20 protein-coding genes, 1 tRNA gene and 2 pseudogenes are annotated in these 21,312 nt (G+C 31.8%); 6 read left to right on the forward strand and 17 right to left on the reverse strand.

Features of this window, described 5'->3' with window-relative positions:
* Nucleotides 1-69: 69 nt before the first annotated feature.
* The 5 genes from ACFDSN_RS02720 to ACFDSN_RS02740 form a co-directional block, all read right to left on the reverse strand.
* A tRNA-Asp gene (locus ACFDSN_RS02720) sits at nt 70-143 on the reverse strand.
* A 75-nt stretch (nt 144-218) separates the two neighbouring features.
* A complete protein-coding gene (locus tag ACFDSN_RS02725) occupies nt 219-1,148 on the reverse strand; it encodes a DUF58 domain-containing protein (protein ID WP_375238292.1) in 930 nt (309 codons plus the stop codon).
* Between the two features lie 149 nt (nt 1,149-1,297).
* The gene (gene trxA / locus ACFDSN_RS02730) at nt 1,298-1,615 is read right to left on the reverse strand and encodes a thioredoxin (RefSeq protein ID WP_375238293.1); all 318 of its coding nucleotides are present in this window, start codon (nt 1,613-1,615) and stop codon (nt 1,298-1,300) included.
* A 167-nt stretch (nt 1,616-1,782) separates the two neighbouring features.
* Nucleotides 1,783-6,168 carry a DNA polymerase III subunit alpha gene (dnaE, locus tag ACFDSN_RS02735; RefSeq protein ID WP_375238294.1) on the reverse strand — a complete coding sequence of 1,462 codons (4,386 nt, stop codon included), beginning with the start codon at nt 6,166-6,168 and terminating at the stop codon, nt 1,783-1,785.
* Nucleotides 6,169-6,304: 136 nt separating this feature from the next.
* Entirely contained in the window at nt 6,305-7,021 is a 717-nt protein-coding gene (locus tag ACFDSN_RS02740; protein WP_375238295.1) for a DUF6252 family protein, read from the reverse strand.
* A gap of 146 nt (nt 7,022-7,167) precedes the next feature.
* Here ACFDSN_RS02740 and ACFDSN_RS02745 point away from each other — a divergent pair, with 146 nt between their 5' ends.
* From ACFDSN_RS02745 to ACFDSN_RS02765, 5 genes are all read left to right on the forward strand, one after another.
* Complete coding sequence (locus tag ACFDSN_RS02745) at nt 7,168-7,671, forward strand: 30S ribosomal protein S16 (protein ID WP_375238296.1); 504 nt, start codon at nt 7,168-7,170, stop codon at nt 7,669-7,671.
* Nucleotides 7,672-7,740: 69 nt separating this feature from the next.
* A complete protein-coding gene (gene rimM / locus ACFDSN_RS02750) occupies nt 7,741-8,271 on the forward strand; it encodes a ribosome maturation factor RimM (RefSeq protein WP_375238297.1) in 531 nt (176 codons plus the stop codon).
* Between the two features lie 41 nt (nt 8,272-8,312).
* On the forward strand, nt 8,313-9,026 hold the full coding sequence (locus ACFDSN_RS02755) for a tRNA1(Val) (adenine(37)-N6)-methyltransferase (protein ID WP_375238298.1): 714 nt from the start codon (nt 8,313-8,315) through the stop codon (nt 9,024-9,026).
* An 86-nt stretch (nt 9,027-9,112) separates the two neighbouring features.
* A complete protein-coding gene (locus ACFDSN_RS02760; RefSeq protein WP_375238299.1) occupies nt 9,113-10,291 on the forward strand; it encodes an acyl-CoA dehydrogenase family protein in 1,179 nt (392 codons plus the stop codon).
* 97 nt (nt 10,292-10,388) lie between these two features.
* Nucleotides 10,389-11,288 (forward strand): metallophosphoesterase, encoded by a 900-nt coding sequence (locus ACFDSN_RS02765; RefSeq protein WP_375238330.1) that lies wholly within the window; start codon nt 10,389-10,391, stop codon nt 11,286-11,288.
* On the opposite strand, the gene ACFDSN_RS02770 is transcribed toward ACFDSN_RS02765, so the two are convergent.
* From ACFDSN_RS02770 to trmB, 11 genes and pseudogenes are all read right to left on the reverse strand, one after another.
* Nucleotides 11,257-11,529 carry a hypothetical protein gene (locus ACFDSN_RS02770; RefSeq protein WP_375238300.1) on the reverse strand — a complete coding sequence of 91 codons (273 nt, stop codon included), beginning with the start codon at nt 11,527-11,529 and terminating at the stop codon, nt 11,257-11,259. The genes ACFDSN_RS02765 and ACFDSN_RS02770 overlap by 32 nt on opposite strands.
* A gap of 18 nt (nt 11,530-11,547) precedes the next feature.
* Nucleotides 11,548-11,877 (reverse strand): annotated as a pseudogene (locus tag ACFDSN_RS02775) (FAD-dependent oxidoreductase); the annotation flags it as partial.
* Complete coding sequence (locus ACFDSN_RS02780) at nt 11,852-12,133, reverse strand: DUF6705 family protein (RefSeq protein WP_375238301.1); 282 nt, start codon at nt 12,131-12,133, stop codon at nt 11,852-11,854. The gene ACFDSN_RS02780 and the pseudogene ACFDSN_RS02775, both read right to left, overlap by 26 nt.
* A gap of 46 nt (nt 12,134-12,179) precedes the next feature.
* Nucleotides 12,180-12,779 (reverse strand): DUF6705 family protein, encoded by a 600-nt coding sequence (locus tag ACFDSN_RS02785; protein WP_375238302.1) that lies wholly within the window; start codon nt 12,777-12,779, stop codon nt 12,180-12,182.
* A gap of 11 nt (nt 12,780-12,790) precedes the next feature.
* On the reverse strand, nt 12,791-14,230 hold the full coding sequence (locus ACFDSN_RS02790; RefSeq protein WP_375238303.1) for a hypothetical protein: 1,440 nt from the start codon (nt 14,228-14,230) through the stop codon (nt 12,791-12,793).
* Nucleotides 14,231-14,759: 529 nt separating this feature from the next.
* Nucleotides 14,760-15,821: an NAD(P)/FAD-dependent oxidoreductase gene (locus ACFDSN_RS02795; RefSeq protein WP_375238304.1), complete on the reverse strand. Its 1,062-nt coding sequence runs from the start codon at nt 15,819-15,821 to the stop codon at nt 14,760-14,762.
* Nucleotides 15,822-15,883: 62 nt separating this feature from the next.
* Complete coding sequence (locus tag ACFDSN_RS02800; RefSeq protein ID WP_375238305.1) at nt 15,884-16,120, reverse strand: NifU family protein; 237 nt, start codon at nt 16,118-16,120, stop codon at nt 15,884-15,886.
* 7 nt (nt 16,121-16,127) lie between these two features.
* Nucleotides 16,128-17,258: pseudogene (locus ACFDSN_RS02805) on the reverse strand (P-loop NTPase).
* Between the two features lie 214 nt (nt 17,259-17,472).
* Nucleotides 17,473-17,808, reverse strand: coding sequence for an MGMT family protein (locus ACFDSN_RS02810; protein WP_375238306.1), 336 nt, complete (start codon nt 17,806-17,808; stop codon nt 17,473-17,475).
* A complete protein-coding gene (locus ACFDSN_RS02815; RefSeq protein ID WP_375238307.1) occupies nt 17,808-18,440 on the reverse strand; it encodes a LysE family transporter in 633 nt (210 codons plus the stop codon). Before ACFDSN_RS02815 ends, ACFDSN_RS02810 begins: the two co-directional genes overlap by 1 nt.
* 1 nt (nt 18,441) lies before the next feature.
* The gene (gene trmB, locus ACFDSN_RS02820; protein WP_375238308.1) at nt 18,442-19,116 is read right to left on the reverse strand and encodes a tRNA (guanosine(46)-N7)-methyltransferase TrmB; all 675 of its coding nucleotides are present in this window, start codon (nt 19,114-19,116) and stop codon (nt 18,442-18,444) included.
* A 120-nt stretch (nt 19,117-19,236) separates the two neighbouring features.
* Between trmB and ACFDSN_RS02825 the strand changes: the two genes are divergently transcribed.
* On the forward strand, nt 19,237-20,295 hold the full coding sequence (locus ACFDSN_RS02825) for a glycosyltransferase (protein WP_375238309.1): 1,059 nt from the start codon (nt 19,237-19,239) through the stop codon (nt 20,293-20,295).
* On the opposite strand, the gene ACFDSN_RS02830 is transcribed toward ACFDSN_RS02825, so the two are convergent.
* Entirely contained in the window at nt 20,275-21,312 is a 1,038-nt protein-coding gene (locus ACFDSN_RS02830; protein WP_375238310.1) for a sensor histidine kinase, read from the reverse strand. The genes ACFDSN_RS02825 and ACFDSN_RS02830 overlap by 21 nt on opposite strands.

The raw sequence follows: 21,312 nt of genomic DNA on the forward strand, positions 1-21,312 counted from the left end.
CGGATCAATTTTTTTTAAAGTATTGACTAACTTTCTATGATTTTATAAACATAAAATATTTATAAAATGCGATCCGGACGGGATTCGAACCCGCGACCTCCGCCGTGACAGGGCGGCATTCTAACCAGCTGAACTACCAGACCGTTGCGTTATTGCGAGTGCAAATATAAAACCCTTTTTCTAACACGCAAAATAAAAATACATTTATTTTTAAAAAATCACTTCATTTTTTGTCGTTCGACCAAATAAGTTGACAAAATAGAGTCAAAATTCTGGTTTACATCTGCTAAAATATATTTTATATTATTCTGTCCACACTTTAGTCTAAAGTCATTAAAATATTTTTTTACTGTTTCTTGATACGTCTCTTTTATCTGATCCGCATATAAATCTATTTCTTCTCCTGTTTCAACATCAAAATAACGTTTTGGAGTATTCATAAAATCAAAATCCATTTCTTTGGCTTTATCCGTAACGTGGAACAAAATAACCTCATGCTTATTATATTTCAAATGCCTTAATGCTTCAAATAATTCTTCCGCTGTAGATGTGGTCTGAAATAAATCTGTAAACACAAATATTAATGAACGTCTGTGTATTTTTTCAGCTATTAAATGCAGATATTTGTATGTGTCTGTTTGCTGCTTTTCTGGTGTATTCACTAATAAATCATCCAATTGATTTAATAGTATATTATAATGTCTTTCGCTTCCTTTTTCTTGAGCGTAAAAATCATAAGTATTACTATAAACACTTAAACCAACAGCATCACGTTGCTTTTTAAACATATGCATTAAACTTGCACTTGCTAAAGCTGAAAAACCAATTTTATTTAAGTTTGCTATAGATTGTGTTTTTAGCTCTGGATAATGCATAGAACTACTGTTATCGATTACAATATGACATCGTAAGTTAGTTTCATCATCATAACGCTTAGTGTATAGCTTATCTGTTTTTGCAAAAAGCTTCCAATCTATATGTCGTGTACTTTCTCCTGGATTGTATATTTTGTGCTCTGCAAATTCTGCTGAAAATCCGTGAAATGGACTTTTATGCTTTCCAGAAATAAACCCTTCTACCACCTGCTTAGCTAAAAAATCTAAGTTTTTAAAACCACCTACTTTATTAACTTCATCTCTAATAACCATACAAGTATTGCTTATCCTAATAACTTACTTTAAACTTTGCGTAAAAAATCTTTATAACAAATCATTCAAAATAAGATTGTAAAACTTTTCTAAACTAAAAAAGGTTTACCATATAGGCAAACCTTTTTTAGTTTATATACTATAATTGACTATAATAATCCGTCAATTGCTTCTGCATAAGTGTTTTTTGGAGCTACTCCAACTTGACGTCCAACAACTTCTCCGTTTTGAAATACCAAAACTGTAGGAATGTTACGTACGCCATATTTTGCTGCGAATTCCTGATTTGCATCTACATCTAATTTACCAACAACTGCTTTTCCTTCGTAATCGTTACTAATTTCATCTATAATTGGTCCTACCATACGGCAAGGTCCACACCAAGCTGCCCAAAAATCAACCATTACTGGCTTATCGCTGTTTAATACTAATTCTTCAAAGTTTGCATCTGTAATTTCTAATGCCATAATATTATAATTTAATTGTGTTATTAACTGTTTATATGCAATGTTAGTCAAAAAAAATGCCAAAACTTACAAACCTACTATTCGATTTATTTATTGACAGATTGGCGTAGTTTATAACATAGGAAAACTCACTCAACTTATTTGTTTTTTTTTAGAGATCTAGAATATTACGTTATTTTAAAATGTACATCTTGCTCCTCTAACTCATGCAATAACTCTTGAGATATTGCTACTTTTTGCTTTCGACTTGGCATTGTAATTTTTACATTATCCTTCATATCAAAAACCTCAAAAGTTAAAGGCTTATTTCCAGGATGCATTGCTATTAGTTCTTTTAATTGACGTAATTTCTGTTCTTCTAAGTGCTTTACATTTAATTGAAGAGATAGTTTACGTGTGTAATTTTCTAATACATCATGTAGTAACTGAAAACTATTAAATTGTATTCTAGGTTCTCCAACTTTACCTGTATCTCTATTTACCCAACCTTGGTTTATTCGAGATTTTACAAATACAAACGTATTAACAACTAAGTGATTTCTGTGCTTTAAATAATCTTCTCCGAAGACTCTAAACTCAAAACTATCCTCGTAATCTTCTATAGTAAACATTGCCCAACCTTTTCCGGCTTTACTAACTCGATGTTGAACATCAGTAACTACACCTCCAAAAGTAACTTCTTTATTAATGTTAGCTTCTAAATCTTTAAACATTGAAACATTTCCGTTACAAAAGGTTTTCATTTCTGTTTTAAAATCGTCTAACGGATGACCAGAAATATAAATTCCAACCACTTCTTTTTCCCTAGCTAAAGTTTCCATATTTCCCCAAGTTTCACAAGCTGGAACTTGAGGCTCGTCTATTTGAACCTCACTAGCTGCACCAAACAAACTAACCTGTGCAGAATTTTCATTTTCTTGATGTTTAGCACCATATTTAACTGCTTTTTCTAAAAACGTTAAATCACTACCTTCTTTATGAAAATACTGTGCTCTATGGTTTTCAAAACAATCAAAACCACCAGCTAAAGCCAAACCTTCAAATGCTTTTTTATTAGCAGCACGTAAGTCTATACGTTTTGCTAAATCGAAAATAGATTCATAATTACCATCTTCTTTTCTATTATTTATTATGGTTAATACAGCACCATGGCCAACGCCTTTTATTGCTCCCATTCCAAAACGCACAGCATTATCTTGATTTACAGAGAATTTATAAAACGATTCGTTTACATCTGGACCAAGAACAGGTAATTTCATACGTTTACATTCTTCCATGAAAAATGTCACTTGCTTAATATCATTCATATTGTTTGATAAAACTGCTGCCATATATTCTGCTGGGTAATGTGCTTTTAAATATGCTGTTTGATAAGCAATCCAAGCATAACAAGTTGAATGCGATTTGTTAAAGGCGTAACTTGCAAAAGCTTCCCAATCTTTCCAAATTTTTTCAAGCTTTTTAGCATCGTGACCTTTAGCACTAGCTTGTTCAATAAATTTAGGCTTCATTTTATCTAGAACAGCAATTTGTTTTTTACCCATTGCCTTTCTAAGTACATCTGCTTCACCTTTAGTGAAATCTGCTAATTTCTGAGACAGCAACATTACCTGCTCTTGGTACACTGTAATTCCATAAGTCTCCTTTAAGTACTCCTCCATTGCTGGTAAATCATACTCAATTTCTTCATCCCCATGTTTACGTGCAATAAAACTTGGTATATATTCCATTGGACCTGGACGATACAAGGCATTCATTGCTATTAAATCATCGAAAACCGTAGGTTTAAGATTCTTCATATGCTTTTGCATTCCCGGAGATTCATACTGAAATACTCCAACTGTTTCTCCTCGTTGGAATAACTCGTATGTTTTTACATCGTCTAGAGGAAAGTTATCTGGATCCAGTAATATATCGTGTTTTGCTTTTACGATTTTTACAGTATCTTTTATTAAGGTTAATGTTTTTAACCCTAAAAAATCCATTTTTAACAACCCTGCATCTTCTACAACTGAGTTGTCAAATTGAGTAACATATAAATCTGAATCTTTTGCTAAAGCGACTGGAACGAACTTAGTGATATCATCTGGAGTAATAATTACTCCACAAGCGTGAATACCTGTATTTCTAACAGAACCTTCAAGTGTTCTTGCTAAGTTTAAAGTTTCAGCTTGTAAATCATTACCATCGGCAATATTTAAAAGTTCGTTAACCAAAGCTAATTCTTCGGATCTAAATTTTTGTGCTAATTCCTTTTCACTTTTACCAAATATTTTATTCAGCTTAGACATATTAGGGATTAACTTAGCAATCCTATCAGCATCAAAAAGCGGTAAATCCAAAACTCTAGCAGTATCTCTAATACTTGACTTTGCAGCCATAGTTCCATATGTAATAATTTGAGCTACTTGATTGGCTCCATATTTTTCTATGACATAATCCATTACTCTAGATCGACCTTCATCATCAAAATCTATATCAATATCGGGCATACTCACACGATCTGGATTTAGAAAACGCTCAAAAAGCAAGTTGTATAACAAAGGATCTATATTGGTAATCCATAAACAATAAGCTACTACAGAACCAGCTGCAGAACCACGACCTGGACCAACAGAAACATCCATTTTACGTGCTTCACGAATAAAATCTTCTACAATAAGAAAATAACCTGGATAACCCGTTTTCTCAATAACATCTAGCTCAAAATCTAATCGATCTGTAACCTCATCACTTAATTCTTCACCATAACGCTTTTTTGCACCTTCGTAAGTAATATGACGTAAGAATGCATTTTCGCCTCGTTTTCCACCATCGACTAAATCTTCGGGATGCATAAATTCTTCACCAATATCAAACGCAGGTAATAATACATCTCGAGCTAATTCAAACGATTCAATTTTATTTGCTATTTCTATAGAGTTAGATATAGCCTCTGGCAAATCCTTAAACAGGGTTTTCATTTCGTCTGCCGACTTAAAATAATACTCCTGATTAGGTAATCCATAACGATAACCTCTTCCTCTACCTATTGGTGTAGCTTGTTTTTCTCCATCTTTTACACATAACAAAATATCGTGTGCGTTAGCATCTTTTTGTGCACCATAATACGTATTATTTGTAGCAACTAGCTTAATTTTATGTTTTTTAGAAAACTCTATTAAAGTGCCATTAACTCTATTTTCGTCTTCTTGATTGTGGCGCATAATCTCAATATATAAATCATCTTGAAATTGCTCTTTCCACCACAACAAAGCTTCTTCTGCTTGACTTTCTCCAACATTTAAAACCTTACTTGGCACTTCACCATATAAATTCCCTGTTAGTACTAATAAGTCTTCTTTATATTGTTCTATTAGCTTTTTATCTATTCTTGGTAAATAATAAAAACCGTCTGTAAATGCGTGTGATGATAATTTTGCTAAATTGTGATACCCATTTTTATTTTTAGCAATTAATACGATTTGATATCCATTATCCTTTACACTTTTATTGGTATGATCTTCACAAACAAAAAACTCACAACCAATAATAGGCTTTATAACTTTATGTTTTGGGGTTTCTCCTTGCGCTAATGCTTCTTCTATTTTAACGTTTACACTTTTATTGTAATTACCTACTTCTTTCACAAATGGAAATGCGCCCATCATATTTCCGTGATCGGTAATTGATACTGCAGGCATATTATTTTTTACAGTAAGACTTACCAAATCTTTTATAGAAATTGTAGATTGTAATACAGAAAACTGTGAGTGATTATGTAAATGCACAAAATCTGTTTCCTGTAAATCTTGAAGATTCTGTTTTATTTCTTCTTTCGAAATTTCAGAATCTTGATTTACTTTTAATCGTTTTGCGATTTTCTCACTTTCTTGCTTAAGGTTAATATGTTTTAACCCTATAAATTTTATAGGTTGTGGGTTAGCTTCTGAAAAATTCTTAAAATAATCCGGAGTTACATCTAACTGCTCTTTAGTAAATTGTCTTAAACGAATTAATTCAAAGAAACAACGTGTTGTTGCTTCTACATCGGCAGTGGCATTGTGAGCTTCACCAAAAGGCGCATTAAATAAATATTGATGCAATTCTGTTAAGGTTGGTAATTTAAATTTTCCACCTCTACCACCAGGAATCATACATAATTTAGCTGTATGCTCTGTACACGTATCCAAAACTGGTAATTCTTGAAGTTGATTTTCTACATTTTGACGCACAAATTCTGCACCCATAATATTTAAATCAAACTTTAAATTTTGCCCAACTATAAACTTAGTTTTACTTAATGCAATATTAAATCTCTCTAAAACTTCTGATAAAACTAAACCTTGTTCCTCTGCTAATTCCGTAGAAATACCGTGAATTTTCTCTGCATCGTATGGAATATTAAACCCATCTGGCTTAACTAAATAATCTTCGTGCTCTATACAATTACCTAATTCGTCGTGCAATTGCCAAGCAATTTGAATACATCTTGGCCAATTATCAGTATCCGTAATTGGTGCATTCCATTTTTTTGGTAATCCAGTAGTTTCTGTATCGAAAATTAAATACATACTAAAAATTTAAGTTTAGAGAATGTATAAAACTACAACTATTTATTAGTTTAATAAAGTGAAGTTCTATTAGATTATAAACAAAAAAAGAGCCACTTGTTAAGTGGCTCTTTTTTTGTTTTTTTATTCTATATGTTTATGGACACGTTAATAATGCTAAATCTGCTTGTGCATCTGTTAAAATAGTTCCAGAACAAGTATCCACAACTAATTGTAATGCAGACTGATATGTTACGCAAACTGTAGCGTAATTAGCATCTGTATCTGGTGTAGCGTCATAAACTGTCTCAGCAATTAGAGCAGCATCTACAGCTGCCTGACAAGCACCCGAATTACTTGTTGTAGCTACTGAGCCACCAAATCTATTTACTTTATAAAAAACACCATATCTTTCAGTATCAAAAGCATTATTTGCGTTTCCTGAAAAAGTAACACCTTGTAACCCATTAGCAGTAAAAGCACTAAATTGGAAACGACCAGTTATACTTGAGCCTGCAACATCATCTAATAAAATTTTACCACCAACAGGGTAAAGAGTTACAGAATCATCTGGATCATTTTTTGTTGAATAAACCGTCCCTGTAGCATCTCTGTAAACTGCTGACGCAGAAGAACCAGAATTTAAAATATATTCTCCTTCTACAGCTTCGTTTATATTTATGATAACTGTCTCTACACCTAACTCACCTTTTATGCTATAACCACCATCATCATTATTATATGCAACAAAACCATCTGCTCTCCAAGGCTCATTATTTTTAACAGCATCAAAAGATGGTGTGTTAAACGTTAAATCTTCTTTACAACCTACTATGGTTATTAATAAAAGTGCTAAAAAAAATATTTTTTTCATTTCTATATATTTAATTGGGAAAATCAAAAATAAGATAAAAAAAATTAAAAAATACTTTTATTACAAAAAGTTGATAATTAAATAATTATAGTATATTTGCAAACTTATTAATAACAGAGGTCGAGAACCTCAACAAATTAATTATTATGCCTGTAAAAATTAGATTACAAAGACACGGTAAAAAAGGGAAACCTTTTTACTGGGTTGTAGCAGCAGATGCTAGAGCTAAAAGAGATGGTAAATTTTTAGAAAAATTAGGAATTTACAATCCAAACACAAATCCTGCAACTATTGAATTAGATGTTGATTCATCTGTAAAATGGTTACAAAATGGTGCTCAACCTACCGACACTGCTAAAGGAATATTATCGTACAAAGGTGCGTTATTAAAAAACCATTTAGCTGGTGGAGTTAGAAAAGGTGCTTTAACTGAAGAACAAGCTGAAGCGAAATTTACTGCTTGGTTAGAAGAAAAAGAAGGTAAAGTTACTGCTAAAGTTGAAGATTTAAGTAAAGCTGAACAAGATGCAAAAGCAAAAGCTTTAGATGCTGAAAAAGCGGTTAACGCTGCACGTATTGCTGCTAACGCACCAGTTATTGAAGAGGAAGCTCCTGCAACTGAAACAGAAGCAACTAACGAAGAAGAATAAAAATTATTTTTTATACTTTTAAACTCCGATATAACTATCGGAGTTTTTTATGCTTTAAACTTTTTTATTATGACTAAAGACAACTGTTTCTATTTAGGTAAAATTGTAAAAAAATACAGTTTTAAAGGCGAATTATTAGCAAAATTAGATACAGACGAACCTGAATTATACGAAAACCTAGATGCTATATTTCTTGATTTAAGAGGAAACCTAGTTCCGTTTTTTGTTGAAAAATCTCAGCTTCATAAATCTGAATTATTACGTATAAAATTTGAAGATGTAGATACAGAAGCGGATGCGGATGCTATTATGAAAAGTGAGCTATATCTTCCTTTAGAATTCTTACCAAAACTTGCTGACGATAAATTCTACTTCCATGAAATTATAGGTTTTGAAATGGTAGATATTAATTATGGCAACGTTGGAATTATTACCGGAATAAATGACACTACTTCTCAGGCTTTATTTGAAGTAAACAAAGATGGTATTGACATTTTAATTCCAATGAATGATGCTTTTATTGACAAAGTAGACAAACCTAATAAAACTATTTCTGTGAATACCCCAGAGGGCTTAATCGATTTGTATTTAGAAGAGTAATATCTCACCATAAACACTGAATCAAAAGATATTGTTTTACTATGAGCAAACCATTTCAATTTAAAGAGTTTTCCATAAATCAAGATAAATGTGCAATGAAAATTGGCACAGATGGTGTTTTACTTGGTGCTTGGACTCCAACAACACAAAACCCTTTTTCCGTATTAGATATTGGTTCTGGGACTGGTGTAATTGCTTTAATGTTAGCTCAAAGAAGTTCTGCCGAAGTTATTGATGCTATAGAAATAGATGACAATGCTTACGAGCAATGTGTAGACAATTTTGAGCAATCGCCTTGGAGAGACCGCTTATTTTGTTATCACGCATCTATTCAGGAATTTGCAGAAGAAATTGATGATGAATATGATTTAATAGTTTGCAATCCACCTTTCTATAGTGAAGATTATAAAACAGAAAATGCTTCAAGAGATTTAGCACGCTTTCAAGACGCGATGCCTTTTGAACATTTAGTGATTTGTGTTTCTAAGTTACTTTCTAAAAATGGATTATTCTCAGTTGTTGTTCCTTTTTCTGAAACTACAAAATTAATAGAGTTAGCTCAAAAAGTTAACTTGTACCCAAATAAAAGATTAAATGTTAAAGGAAATCCTACAGCTGAGATAAAAAGAAGCTACATTACTTTCTCGTTTGAAAACAAAAGAATCATTACAAAAGAATTAATTATAGAAACAGAAAGACATCAATTCACAGAAGACTACATAGCACTTACAAAAGACTTTTATCTTAAAATGTAGTTTTTCATTTGTCAATGCAATCGTTTTCGTTATTTTTGCTATTATAAACAAGGCTATCTTTTTAGCTCTAAACATAATTTATACGCATGAAGCCAGATTTATTTGAAGCGCCAGATTACTTAAATTTAGACGATTTATTAAACGATGAACATAAATTAGTACGTGATGCTGCTCGTGAATGGGTAAAGCGTGACGTTTCTCCAATTATTGAAGAATACGCTCAAAAAGCAGAATTCCCAACTCAAATTATAAAAGGGTTAGCAGATATAGGAGCTTTTGGACCTTATATTCCAGAAGAATATGGTGGTGCTGGTTTAGACCAAATTAGTTATGGTTTAATTATGCAAGAAATTGAAAGAGGTGATTCTGGAGTTAGAAGTACAGCTTCTGTACAATCTTCTTTGGTAATGTATCCAATATGGAAATACGGTAATGAAGAACAACGTAAACGCATTTTACCAAAATTAGCTAGTGGAGAATGGCTAGGTTGTTTTGGTTTAACAGAACCTGATCACGGTTCTAATCCAAGCGGAATGGTAACTAATTTTAAAGATATGGGAGATCATTATCTTTTAAATGGTGCTAAAATGTGGATTAGTAACGCACCTTTTGCACAAGTTGCAGTTGTATGGGCTAAAAATGAAGAAGGACGAATTCACGGACTAATTGTAGAACGTGGAATGGAAGGTTTCACAACACCAGAAACACATAACAAATGGTCTTTACGCGCAAGTGCAACTGGAGAATTAATTTTTGACAATGTAAAAGTTCCAAAAGAAAACTTATTACCTAACAAATCTGGATTAGGCGCACCATTAGGCTGCTTAGATTCTGCACGTTACGGTATTGCTTGGGGAGCAATTGGTGCTGCAATGGATTGCTACGATACAGCCTTAAGATATTCTAAAGAACGTTTACAGTTTGGAAAACCAATTGGACAATTTCAATTACAACAGAAAAAATTAGCTGAAATGATTACAGAAATCACTAAAGCTCAATTATTAGCATGGCGTGTTGGAACTTTACGTAATGAAGGTAAGGCTACATCTGCTCAAATATCTATGGCAAAAAGAAACAATGTAGATATGGCGTTAAAAATTGCTCGTGACGCTAGGCAAATGTTAGGTGGAATGGGAATTTCTGGAGAATATAGTATTATGAGACATATGATGAACCTTGAAAGTGTAGTAACTTACGAAGGAACTCATGATATTCATTTACTTATTACAGGTTTAGATGTTACAGGTTTAAACGCTTTTAAATAAGCCTTAAAAACATAACATAAATTATTTTTACAAAATGCTTCTTTTAATCGAGAAGCATTTTTTATTTTTATATAAAATATTTGAAGTTAGTCCCATTATGTTTTCAGCTAAAAAAAGATTAAACAAAGCTTATAAAGAAGCTAAAATTATCTCTTTCGACAATTCTAGTAAGTTTATTCTATTTAGCGATTGCCATAGAGGTGATAATAGTTTTGCTGATGATTTTGCAAATAACAGAAACATATACTTCCATGCGCTTAAACAATACTATCAAGAAGGTTTTACTTACATAGAACTTGGAGATGGCGATGAATTATGGGAAAATCTCAACTTCTCTTCATTATTACATGCTCATAAAAACGTGTATTTATTAATGAAACAATTTCATGACGATAACCGATTACATCTAATTTGGGGAAATCATGATATGGTTTACAAAAGTGATGCTTACGTTAAAAAACATCTACACGCTTATTTTGATCCTAAAACAGGAAAAAATGAACCTCTTTTTACAGACTTAAAGTATAACGAAGCTGTAATTTTAAATCATTGCGATACGAATCAACAATTATTTTTAACACACGGACACCAAGCAGATTGGTGGAATTATATTTTCTGGAAGTGGAGCAGATTTATGGTTCGTGTACTTTGGAAACCCTTAAACGTTATGGGAATTGCAGATCCAACAAGTCCTGCAAAAAACTACAAAGAGCTTATAAAAGTTGAGAAACGTACAAAAAAATGGATTACAGAAAACAACAACTTACTAACTGTAGTTGGACATACACATAGACCACGTTTTCCAGAACCAGGCGATATTGCATTTTTTAACGATGGAAGCTGTGTTCATCCAAGAAGTATTACAGGAATGGAAATAGAAAATGGTTGTATTTCTTTAATTAAATGGCAAATTAATACTAACGATGAAGGTGTTTTACAAATTGTGCGACATCTATTAGAAGGTCCTATTCCTCTTGAGGATTATAAGACGGATTGATTTTAAATAAATCATAAAGAACAAAGAACTGTTTTATTGCTTTTTGTTCATTTCCGTCACTTTCTTTTAAAATAATATTACTCCAACCAGAAGTTGATTCAAAATAATTATAATAATTTACTACAAAATCGTAAAAACCATCTAGAAATGTTCTCAAGGTAAGAATTGAATCTGATCCAATATATAATTTAGTTTTCTCACGAAAACCGTTCGAACAAAGCAGCTCATTTAACGTTTTCATATTTAGCCTATTTCTCTTCTACTCTATCTTTTTAACCACAGCTTTAGGCGATTCTTTACGTGTACCATCAAAGCCATCTACTCCTGCTACAGTTGTGTATTTCATAACGTAGCGTTTTCCTGGGTTAATAATTTTGTATGCAGATTGACACATTAATGTTGCTTCATGAAAACCACATAGAATAAGCTTTAGTTTACCAGGATATGTATTTACATCTCCAATAGCATAAACTCCCGGAATGTTAGTTTGATAATCCAAGCTATTATCTACTTTAATGGCATTTTTTTCTATTTCTAATCCCCAATTTGCTATTGGTCCTAATTTAGGGGATAATCCAAAAAGTGGAATAAGTTACTAAAGATATAGAGCCTAACGATATTTCTACATGTTCTTCAACATAAAAAACAATCTCAAAATAATCTATGCCATTATCAAAAATCCAAGTACCTGTATATTTATCTAAAAGGTTGTTAACATCTTTGTAGTAATGATTGTCTTCCGAGGTATGTTCAGAAGTATTTTCTATTGGAATTATAATATCTTGCGCTTGTATATTAGCACAAATAAAGCCTATTAGTATAAAAAGTGTTTTTATATTTTTCATTTAAAAAAATAAAGCCATTCTTAATTAAGAACGGCTTTTATAAATATTATTGTTTTACTAAAGTCATATTTGCAGGGATATTAAACTCCACGTTTGATGGTGTGTTTCCATTACCATCAGGAGTTAATAAAGATAAACTAGGTAATTCGTTTCTTACCCAAATCATTTCATCGGAGTTACCAGATATTCCTGGAATATATTCCAGATCTAAATTAGCCTGTTGTACTCTTATAAAAGGCTCAGGTTCTAAATAAATACAGCCTAGTTTATTGAAAGATCCTACGTTTGTAGTGGCAAAACAAGAAACAGATGCTATATCAGTAGAACCTACTGTATTATATATTTCTAATCCATTTTTTTTATAAATAAAACTTGAACGCAATTCATCAGCATAATATGTTACTAAAGATATAGAGCCTAACGATATTTCTACACGTTCTTCAACATAAAAAACAATCTCAAAATAATCTATGCCATTATCAAAAATCCAAGTACCTGTATATTTATCTAAAAGGTTGTTAACATCTTTGTAGTAATGATTGTCTTCCGAGGTATGTTCAGAAGTATCCTCTATTGGAATTATGATATCCTGTGCCTGTAAATTAACACAAATAAAAAGTATTAGTATAAAAAGTATTTTTTTCATTGTATCTAGTTTTAATTTAAACATTCCCATTGATAATCTCCGTTTGCATCTTTTATAGCTCTGTATGTTGAAGTTCCTAATTTGTTATTCTTTATTTTTTCAAGCCATTTCTCAACAATTTTTTCTTGGTACTCGTTATCGGTACAACCACCATTAGATTGACAATCTTTAACAGCTTCTATTTTGTATTGATTTTCCCATTTTAATAAAGCGCTAGCTTTGGCGTGTTTCTCTGAAGAATCTTCATCTAATTGAGCATAAAAACTATATGTATTTGCAATTTCTGCTAAGTCTTCTACTCTAAAAGCAATAATTCCAGATTTACTAACAACCATAAATGTTAACTCGTTAGTTAAGCTGTTTTCAAACTGAGTATTAGCAGCTGCAATTTGTTGATGTAAAAAAGCAGGCCACGCAGCAAATGTGTCATCCCAAGAAGGAGAATGCGTTCTATCATTGGTATGTGCGTGTATTCTTAATACAGAATTACCAGCTGCATCAGGAAAAGTAGTTTCTCCAGATCCTAATGCTGTTGGGGCAATAGGTGTAAAGCTTCCATCTGGGTTTTGTTGGTATTCTTGTCCGTCTTCGTTACCGCCATTTTGATTAGCAATAGTTTCTAAAGCAGTAATTTTATTATTAATATTTGTATCTGCAAGAAAATTATTTAAAGCAGTAATATCATCATCTTGGTTTAAGCAAGGATCTTCTTCTGGCTCTTCAGGTAATTCAATATCAATTTGTCCATTTCCACCTAAATCAATACCACATGGATCATCGTCACCATCATCTCCACTATTACCAGTTGGGTTTCCTCCGCCTCCGTCACCAATTGGGCCGGTAGTTCCATTTCCATCATCTCCGCCACCTCCGCCAGAGCAAGGTAAATCTGCCCAAGCATAACTATCTGGTGTTGGCATATTTACTGTTCCATAATCGATACAATCACTAACGTCTTCTAACTCTAATATATCTGACCAACTGTGGTTTGCAGCACCTGTACATCTACTTCCAGGGACTGAAACTAAAGTTGGACATGTAGCTGCCACCTTTGCATTAGCATCAATAAAGTCTGTTGAAAGCGTTAGAATATTTACAAAATCTATATTGTTTAAAACTGGGTCATTATTTTGTACACATCTGGTAATTTGTTCATTAATTACAGTATAAGTTAATCCTAGTTCTGTATAACGTGCCACTAAGGCATAATAAGCATCTTTTAATGGGTCTACATCTGTTGGGTCTGGGTCTAAATTATCACAATTATGATGGTGTCCATAACCATTACCGTTTCCGTGATTATCGTGACCATTTCCGTTACCATTCCCGTGATTTTGATGTCCGTTTCCATTTCCATTATGGCTTGGATGATTACATCTACCGTTTTTTTTATGAATAGGAATTACAATTGCCTCACCTTCTGTAATAGTATTTAAGGCTCTAAAACTCAAATCTGTTCTAAGTATACCATACTTTTCTTCAAAAGTAGGCTCGTAGTTATTTTTATTTCCGTTACTATTCCCTCTACCTCTTTGTGAAGATAATCTTTTGGTAACTTTATAATTATGGTTTTCTACTTTTTTATTATAATTTAAAACTAACTGATTAATAATTTTAGCATCTATATTAATTTTAGATACGTTAGCGTCATTTATTTCAGATGATTTTATATCATCTTTTTCACAACCAAAAAAGAGTGAAATTAAAACGAGAAGAAAAAAACAATTAACCCGTTGACTTGTTGACTTGTTGACTTGTTGACTTGTTGACTTGTTGCATATAGTATTTAATTAATAATTATGTAAACGCAAATATTTAGGTTTTATTCTATTTAAAAAAATTAAAATGAGTAACCTATGCTTATTAATGAGTAAAACTGGATTTCTAGTTAGTTTACTTGTCTTAAAACAATTAACGTTTTCGAATATACAAAAAACAATTATTAACAACAATACCAAAAGAACAGAAAATATTAAACCTCTACTCAATCTTTTTAACCACTGCTTTAGGAGATTCCTTTCGTGTACCATCAAAACCATCTACGCCTGCTACGGTTGTATACTTCATAACGTAGCGCTTTCCTGGATTAATAATTTTATAAGCAGACTGGCACATTAAAGTGGCTTCATGGAAACCACAAAGGATTAACTTTAGCTTCCCTGGATAGGTATTAACATCTCCAATAGCATAAACGCCTGGGATATTAGTTTGATAATCCAAGCTATTATCTACTTTAATAGCATTTTTTTCTATCTCTAATCCCCAATTTGCTATTGGCCCTAATTTAGGCGACAATCCAAAAAGTGGAATAAAATGATCACATTCTATTTCAAACTCTTTTTCTATATGTTCTGCTTGCTTAACAACAACACCAGACACTTTAGAATCTCCAAGTATCCCAACAACTTCTGCTGGAGTTACTAAATTTATTTTACCTGCATCTTTAAGTTCTTGAACTTGATCTACAGAATCTAAATGCCCACGGAATTCATTACGTCTATGAACTAAAGTTACACTTGACGCAACGTCTGATAAAAAAATACTCCAATCTAATGCAGAATCTCCTCCACCAGCAATAACTACTTTTTTATCTCTATAAATTTCTGGATTCTTAATAATATATTCTACACCTTTATCTTCAAAATCAGTAATATTATGAATTTGTGGTTTACGTGGCTCAAAACTTCCTAATCCTCCAGCAATTGCTACAACTGGTGCTTGATGCTTTGTTCCTTTATTTGTAGTTACAATAAAACTACCATCTTCTTGCTTCTCTATAGTGTCTGCTCTTTCCCCTAAAGTAAATCCTGGCTCAAATTGCTTGCATTGTTCCATTAACTTCTCCGTTAAATCGCCTGCAAGAATTTCTGGATAAGCCGGGATGTCGTAAATAGGTTTTTTTGGATATATTTCTGAACATTGTCCACCTGGTTGAGGTAATGCATCGATTAAATGACATTTTAATTTTAATAATCCTGCTTCAAAAACGGTAAATAATCCTGTTGGTCCTGCACCTATTATTAAGATATCTGTTTTAATCATAGTATTGGTAAGCTTTTTTAATTCTATTTTCTCAAAAAAATGAAAACGCTACTATAAGTCCATTAACTTAAATTAACAACATCTTCTATATGTGGCGCATACTTTTTAATTGTCATTTCTACACCTGATTTTAGTGTCATTTGATTAACACTACAACCTACACAAGCACCTTCTAGCTGTACAGTAACTTTAGTGTTTTCTATAGAAATAAGCGAAATATCTCCACCATCGCTTTGTAAAAAAGGACGTATTTCTTCTAATGCCTTTTCAACATTAAGTCTTGTATCTTCTACTGTCATATCTATATTATTTTACCGCTGAACAACCTGCCATAGTTGTAATTTTAATAGCTTCGGTTTCTGGAAGGTTATCATTTCTATTAACCACTTCCTGAACTACATTTTGTGTGATTTTCTGAAAAGCATCCTCTAAAACTGTTCCTTCTTGTAATGCTGCTGGACGACCATAATCTCCAGCTTCGCGAATACTTTGTACTAAAGGAATTTCTCCTAAAAGTGGTACACTTAAATCTTCAGCTAAGTTTTTAGCGCCTTCTTTTCCAAAAATATAATATTTATTATTTGGCAATTCTTCTGGCGTGAAATAAGCCATATTTTCTATAATTCCTAAAACAGGAACATTTATACTATCTTGTTGAAACATTGCAACACCTTTTTTAGCATCGGCTAAAGCCACGTTTTGAGGCGTACTTACAACTACTGCTCCAGTAATTGGAAGCGATTGCATAATACTTAAATGAATATCTCAAGTTCCAGGAGGAAGATCTAACAATAAGAAATCTAATTCTCCCCAAGCTGCATCAAAAATCATTTGATTTAATGCTTTTGCTGCCATTGGACCACGCCAAACAACTGCTTGATCTGGTTTTGTAAAAAACCCTATAGATAGTATTTTTACACCATAACTCTCAACTGGCTTCATTTTAGATTTCCCATCAACAGTTACAGATAATGGTTTCTCTAATTCTACATCGAACATTATTGGCATTGAAGGCCCATAAATATCTGCATCTAAAACACCTACTTTAAAACCCATTTTAGCTAAAGAAACGGCTAAATTTGCAGTAACTGTAGATTTTCCAACGCCACCTTTTCCAGAGGCGACAGCGACTATATTTTTTATTCCAGGAATAGTTTTTCCTTTAATTTCTGTAGCTGCCTTTGTTGGCGCATCTACTTTAATATTTACTTTTATTTGAGCTTTAGCTTCAACTTGCTCGTGAATAACTTTTAAAATTTCAACTTCAGTTTTTTTACGGGCTTGTAATGCTGGATTAGCAATAGTAATATCCACAATAACTTCATCTGCAAAAGTTACTACATTTTTTACTGCGCCACTTTCAACCATATTTTGTCCTTCACCAGGAACTGTTATTGTTGACAAAGCTTTTAAAACGTCTTCTTTTAATATTTTCATTTAAAATGAATTTGCAATTTTTATAGTGAAATTAAAATAGCGATGCTATTTTAATTTAGATTTATTCTAAGCACAAATATACGACTTAAACCTTGAAGAATAAAGTCGTTTTTTCGAAGAATTGTTATGATATAATAAGATTTGTTTATGGTTAGAAATCAAGGAAGATTATACTAATCAAAATAGAATATTTTATAAAAATAATAGTTAGCAGTTATTCCGAAAGTTCCAAAAACGGATCCCAAAAAATGGTTTCTAAGTCTTGTATTTGGTTCTCTAAAACTACAATACCTTCGCTTTCTAACAATTGCTGCATAAGGTTTGTACCTTGAAAATGATGCTTACCAGTTAACAAACCTTTTCTATTAACCACACGATGTGCTGGAACGTTTTTACTGTGAGAATTATTCATTGCGTAACCAACTATTCTAGCGCTTCGTTTTACCCCTAAATAGTTTGCTATTGCACCATAACTAGTTACTTTTCCAAATGGAATTTTACGAACTACTTGATAGACTTTATCGTAAAATTGTAATGTTTCTGGTTTCATTACATCTCTCGAATTATGTTGATTAAAGTAATTAACGCAATAACTCCTGTTACTAAGCCTATTAACTTATTCATGTTTTTCTGAGACTTTAACTTGTTGCTTTTTATCTTATCAAAAAAGAAGATATAAGCATAAAACACTACAAAAGAACCTGTTACTGCTCCAGCTATGTAAGTGTACATATTTATAGTTTCAAAATTAAACCAACCTAAAGACGCTATTGTAATAACCATATAAGCTTGATATGGTATAGGAAAAACATTTAAAGCGGATAAAATTATCCCGAAGAAAAAACGACTTTTCTTATTTTTTGGTTCGCGTTCTTGTTTTGGTTTATTTGCAATTTTTTTTGCAACTAATAAAAAATAAACAGTAATTAAAACAAAAATTACAAATGCAACACGCTTTAAGACACTAACAACTTCTGGATGATTAGATAAATATCTTGCAAACAAAACCGCTATAAAAGTTTGAACTGCAATTATAACACATGCTCCAGCACAGAACACTAAACCTCTTGCGTGTCCATCTTTTAAGCTAATTTTAGCTGCTGTCATATTCAACAAGCCTGGAGGAGCTACTCCAATTACAGCTATAAAAAAACTTAACAAAAAGGTTATTGTAATCTCCAATTTATTTTATTTTAAATTTAATAAAAGTAATGGCTTTATCAACTGCTAAGTACTGACTTTCGTAATAGGTTTGAATCTCAATTACTTCTTCTGGCGCGCCTTCTTGCCTGTATATATCATGATTAGAATATAAAACTTCATGTCCTGCGCCATGTAATAACCCTAGAGTATAACCATGCATAAACTCACTATCTGTTTTCAAGTTAACAGTTCCTGTTTCTTTTAGAATGGTTTTGTATCGTGCTAAGAAAGGTTCAGTTGTCATTCTATGTTTAGTACGCTTATATTTTATTTGCGGATCTGGAAATGTAATCCAAATTTCATCAACTTCATTTTTCGCAAAAATCTTATCTATTAACTCGATCTGAGCTCTTAGAAACGCTACGTTTTCCATTTTAGCATTATCAACTTCTTTAGCACCAAAAAAGAAACGAGCACCTTTTAAATCTATTCCTATAAAATTCTTATTAGGAAATTTTTTAGCTAATGCAACAGAATATTCACCTTTACCACATCCTAATTCTAATACTAATGGGTTATCGTTTTTAAAAAACGCTTTATTCAAATTACCTTTCATTTTATACTCTTCTTCAACAATCTCTTCTCGAGTTGGTTGAAATACATGAGGAAATGTGGCGTTTTCGTTAAATCTTTTTTGTTTGTTTTTACTTCCCACAAGAATTTATTTTAGACTCCAAAAGTAGAAATTTTTATTTACACTAATTTGTTTGAAGTCTATCTTTTACTAAAGATATTAAAATTAAACAGATTTATTTATAATGTATCTTTGTAATCAATGAAAAAAAGAATTCTTGTTGCGCCTTTAAATTGGGGAATTGGACACGCATGTCGATGTATCCCAATTATTAACACTTTATTAAAACTAAAATTTAATGTTGTAATTGCAAGCGATGGAGAAGCTTTGTTGCTTTTACAAAAAGAATTTCCGAATTTAGAATCTACGGAACTACCTTCTTACAACGTGACTTATTCTGAATCTAGAAAAAAATTTAAAACACATTTATTAAAACAATTACCAAAAATTCAAAAAGTAATAAAAGCTGAATATAAAGCAACTCAGCAAATTATTATTGATTTTAAAATTGATGGTATTATATCGGATAACAGACTTGGCGTATACAGTAGCACAATATATTCTGTTTTTGTAACGCATCAACTAAAGGTTCTCAGTGGTTCAACAACTTGGTTGTCTAGTTTTTTTCACAATCGTTTTATAAAAAAATTTAACGAATGCTGGATTCCAGATTTTGAAAACTCGCCTAATTTAAGTGGTATCCTAAGTCATTTTTCATCTATAAAAGTAAAAACACCTACACGTTTTATTGGTGGTTTAAGTCGATTTCAACCATCTAAAATTAAGCACAAATATGCTATTATGGTTTTACTTTCTGGACCAGAACCTCAACGTACTTTGTTAGAAGAAAAACTTTTAGTGGAATTAAATAAATGTTCTAGACCTGTTTTGTTTGTTCAAGGCAAAATTGAGATTAATCAGAAAACAGAACGTTTAAAAAATATAACAACTATTAATTTTCTTACTTCAAAAGGATTAGAAATTGCTTTAAATGAGAGTGATTTAATTATTTGTAGATCGGGCTATACATCTATTATGGATTTAGCTAAACTACAAAAGAAAGCTTTTTTTATTCCAACTCCTGGACAATCTGAACAAGAATACTTGGCTAAACATATAGAAACACAAAACATTGCACCGTTTTGTAATCAGGATATATTTACACTAGAACAATTAGCTAAAGTTGAGAATTATTCTGGATTTAAAAACTTGCCCTTTAAAGAAGATTTAGCTGAAGAATTATTCAGTTGCTTTATTTAGGGTGAAAGAAAACTCACTACCAACATTAAATTCACTTTCTATATAAATTTTCTCGTCATGAGCTTCTACAATATGTTTTACTATAGCGAGTCCAAGACCAGATCCACCTTCTTTTCTTGAACCACTTTTATCTACACGATAAAAGCGTTCAAATAATCTTGGAATGTTTTTCTTGTCAATTCCTTCTCCATTATCAGTAACACGAACAATTATTTTGTTTTTAATTAATTGTTCTACACTAACTTCTGTGGTTCCTTTTTCTCTTCCATATTTTATGGAATTTACAATTAAATTAACTAAAGCTTGCTGTATTCTTTCTCTATCTGCTTTTACATAAATTGGTTTGGAATAATCTACATCAAAAGTCAACGTTATTTTTCGTTTTGCGGCTTTTAATTCTAATAAATCAAATACAGATTGAACTAATTCTATAATATTAAAAACTTCTTTATTTAGAACCAAGCTACCAACTTCAAGTTTAGTAATCATGTCTAAATCGTTAACAATATAAATTAAGCGTTCTACTCCTACACTAGCTCTTTTTAGATATTTTTCAGTAATTTCTTCATTATTTAACGCACCATCTAATAACGTTTCTATGTAACCTTGTACTGTAAATAAAGGTGTTTTTAACTCATGTGATACGTTTCCCATAAACTCCTTACGGTAGAGTTCCCTGCCTTTAAGAGATTCTATTTCAATTTTCTTATCGCGCGCATACTTATCAATTTCTTGAGTAAGTGTTGCCATATCAGTAGTGACACGTTTTTCATTAAATTCAATTGATTCTAACAATGTTAAATCTTCATAAATTTTATTTACACGCTTATAAATAAAGTTCTGAACTCTATTTTGAATAACAATAAAACAGACACTAAAGCATATTACAAGAAATAAAACACTATACCAGTAATTCTGCTCATTTTGAATAAGATAGAAACAAAAAAAAGCGGTTAAAAACGCAGTTATTAAAAGTGACGTATTTAAAGCAAATGAATATGTTTTTTTTACCGCCAA

Origin of the sequence: Aurantibacter sp., from assembly GCF_042094015.1 — a bacterium.
Classification (GTDB): domain Bacteria; phylum Bacteroidota; class Bacteroidia; order Flavobacteriales; family Flavobacteriaceae; genus Aurantibacter.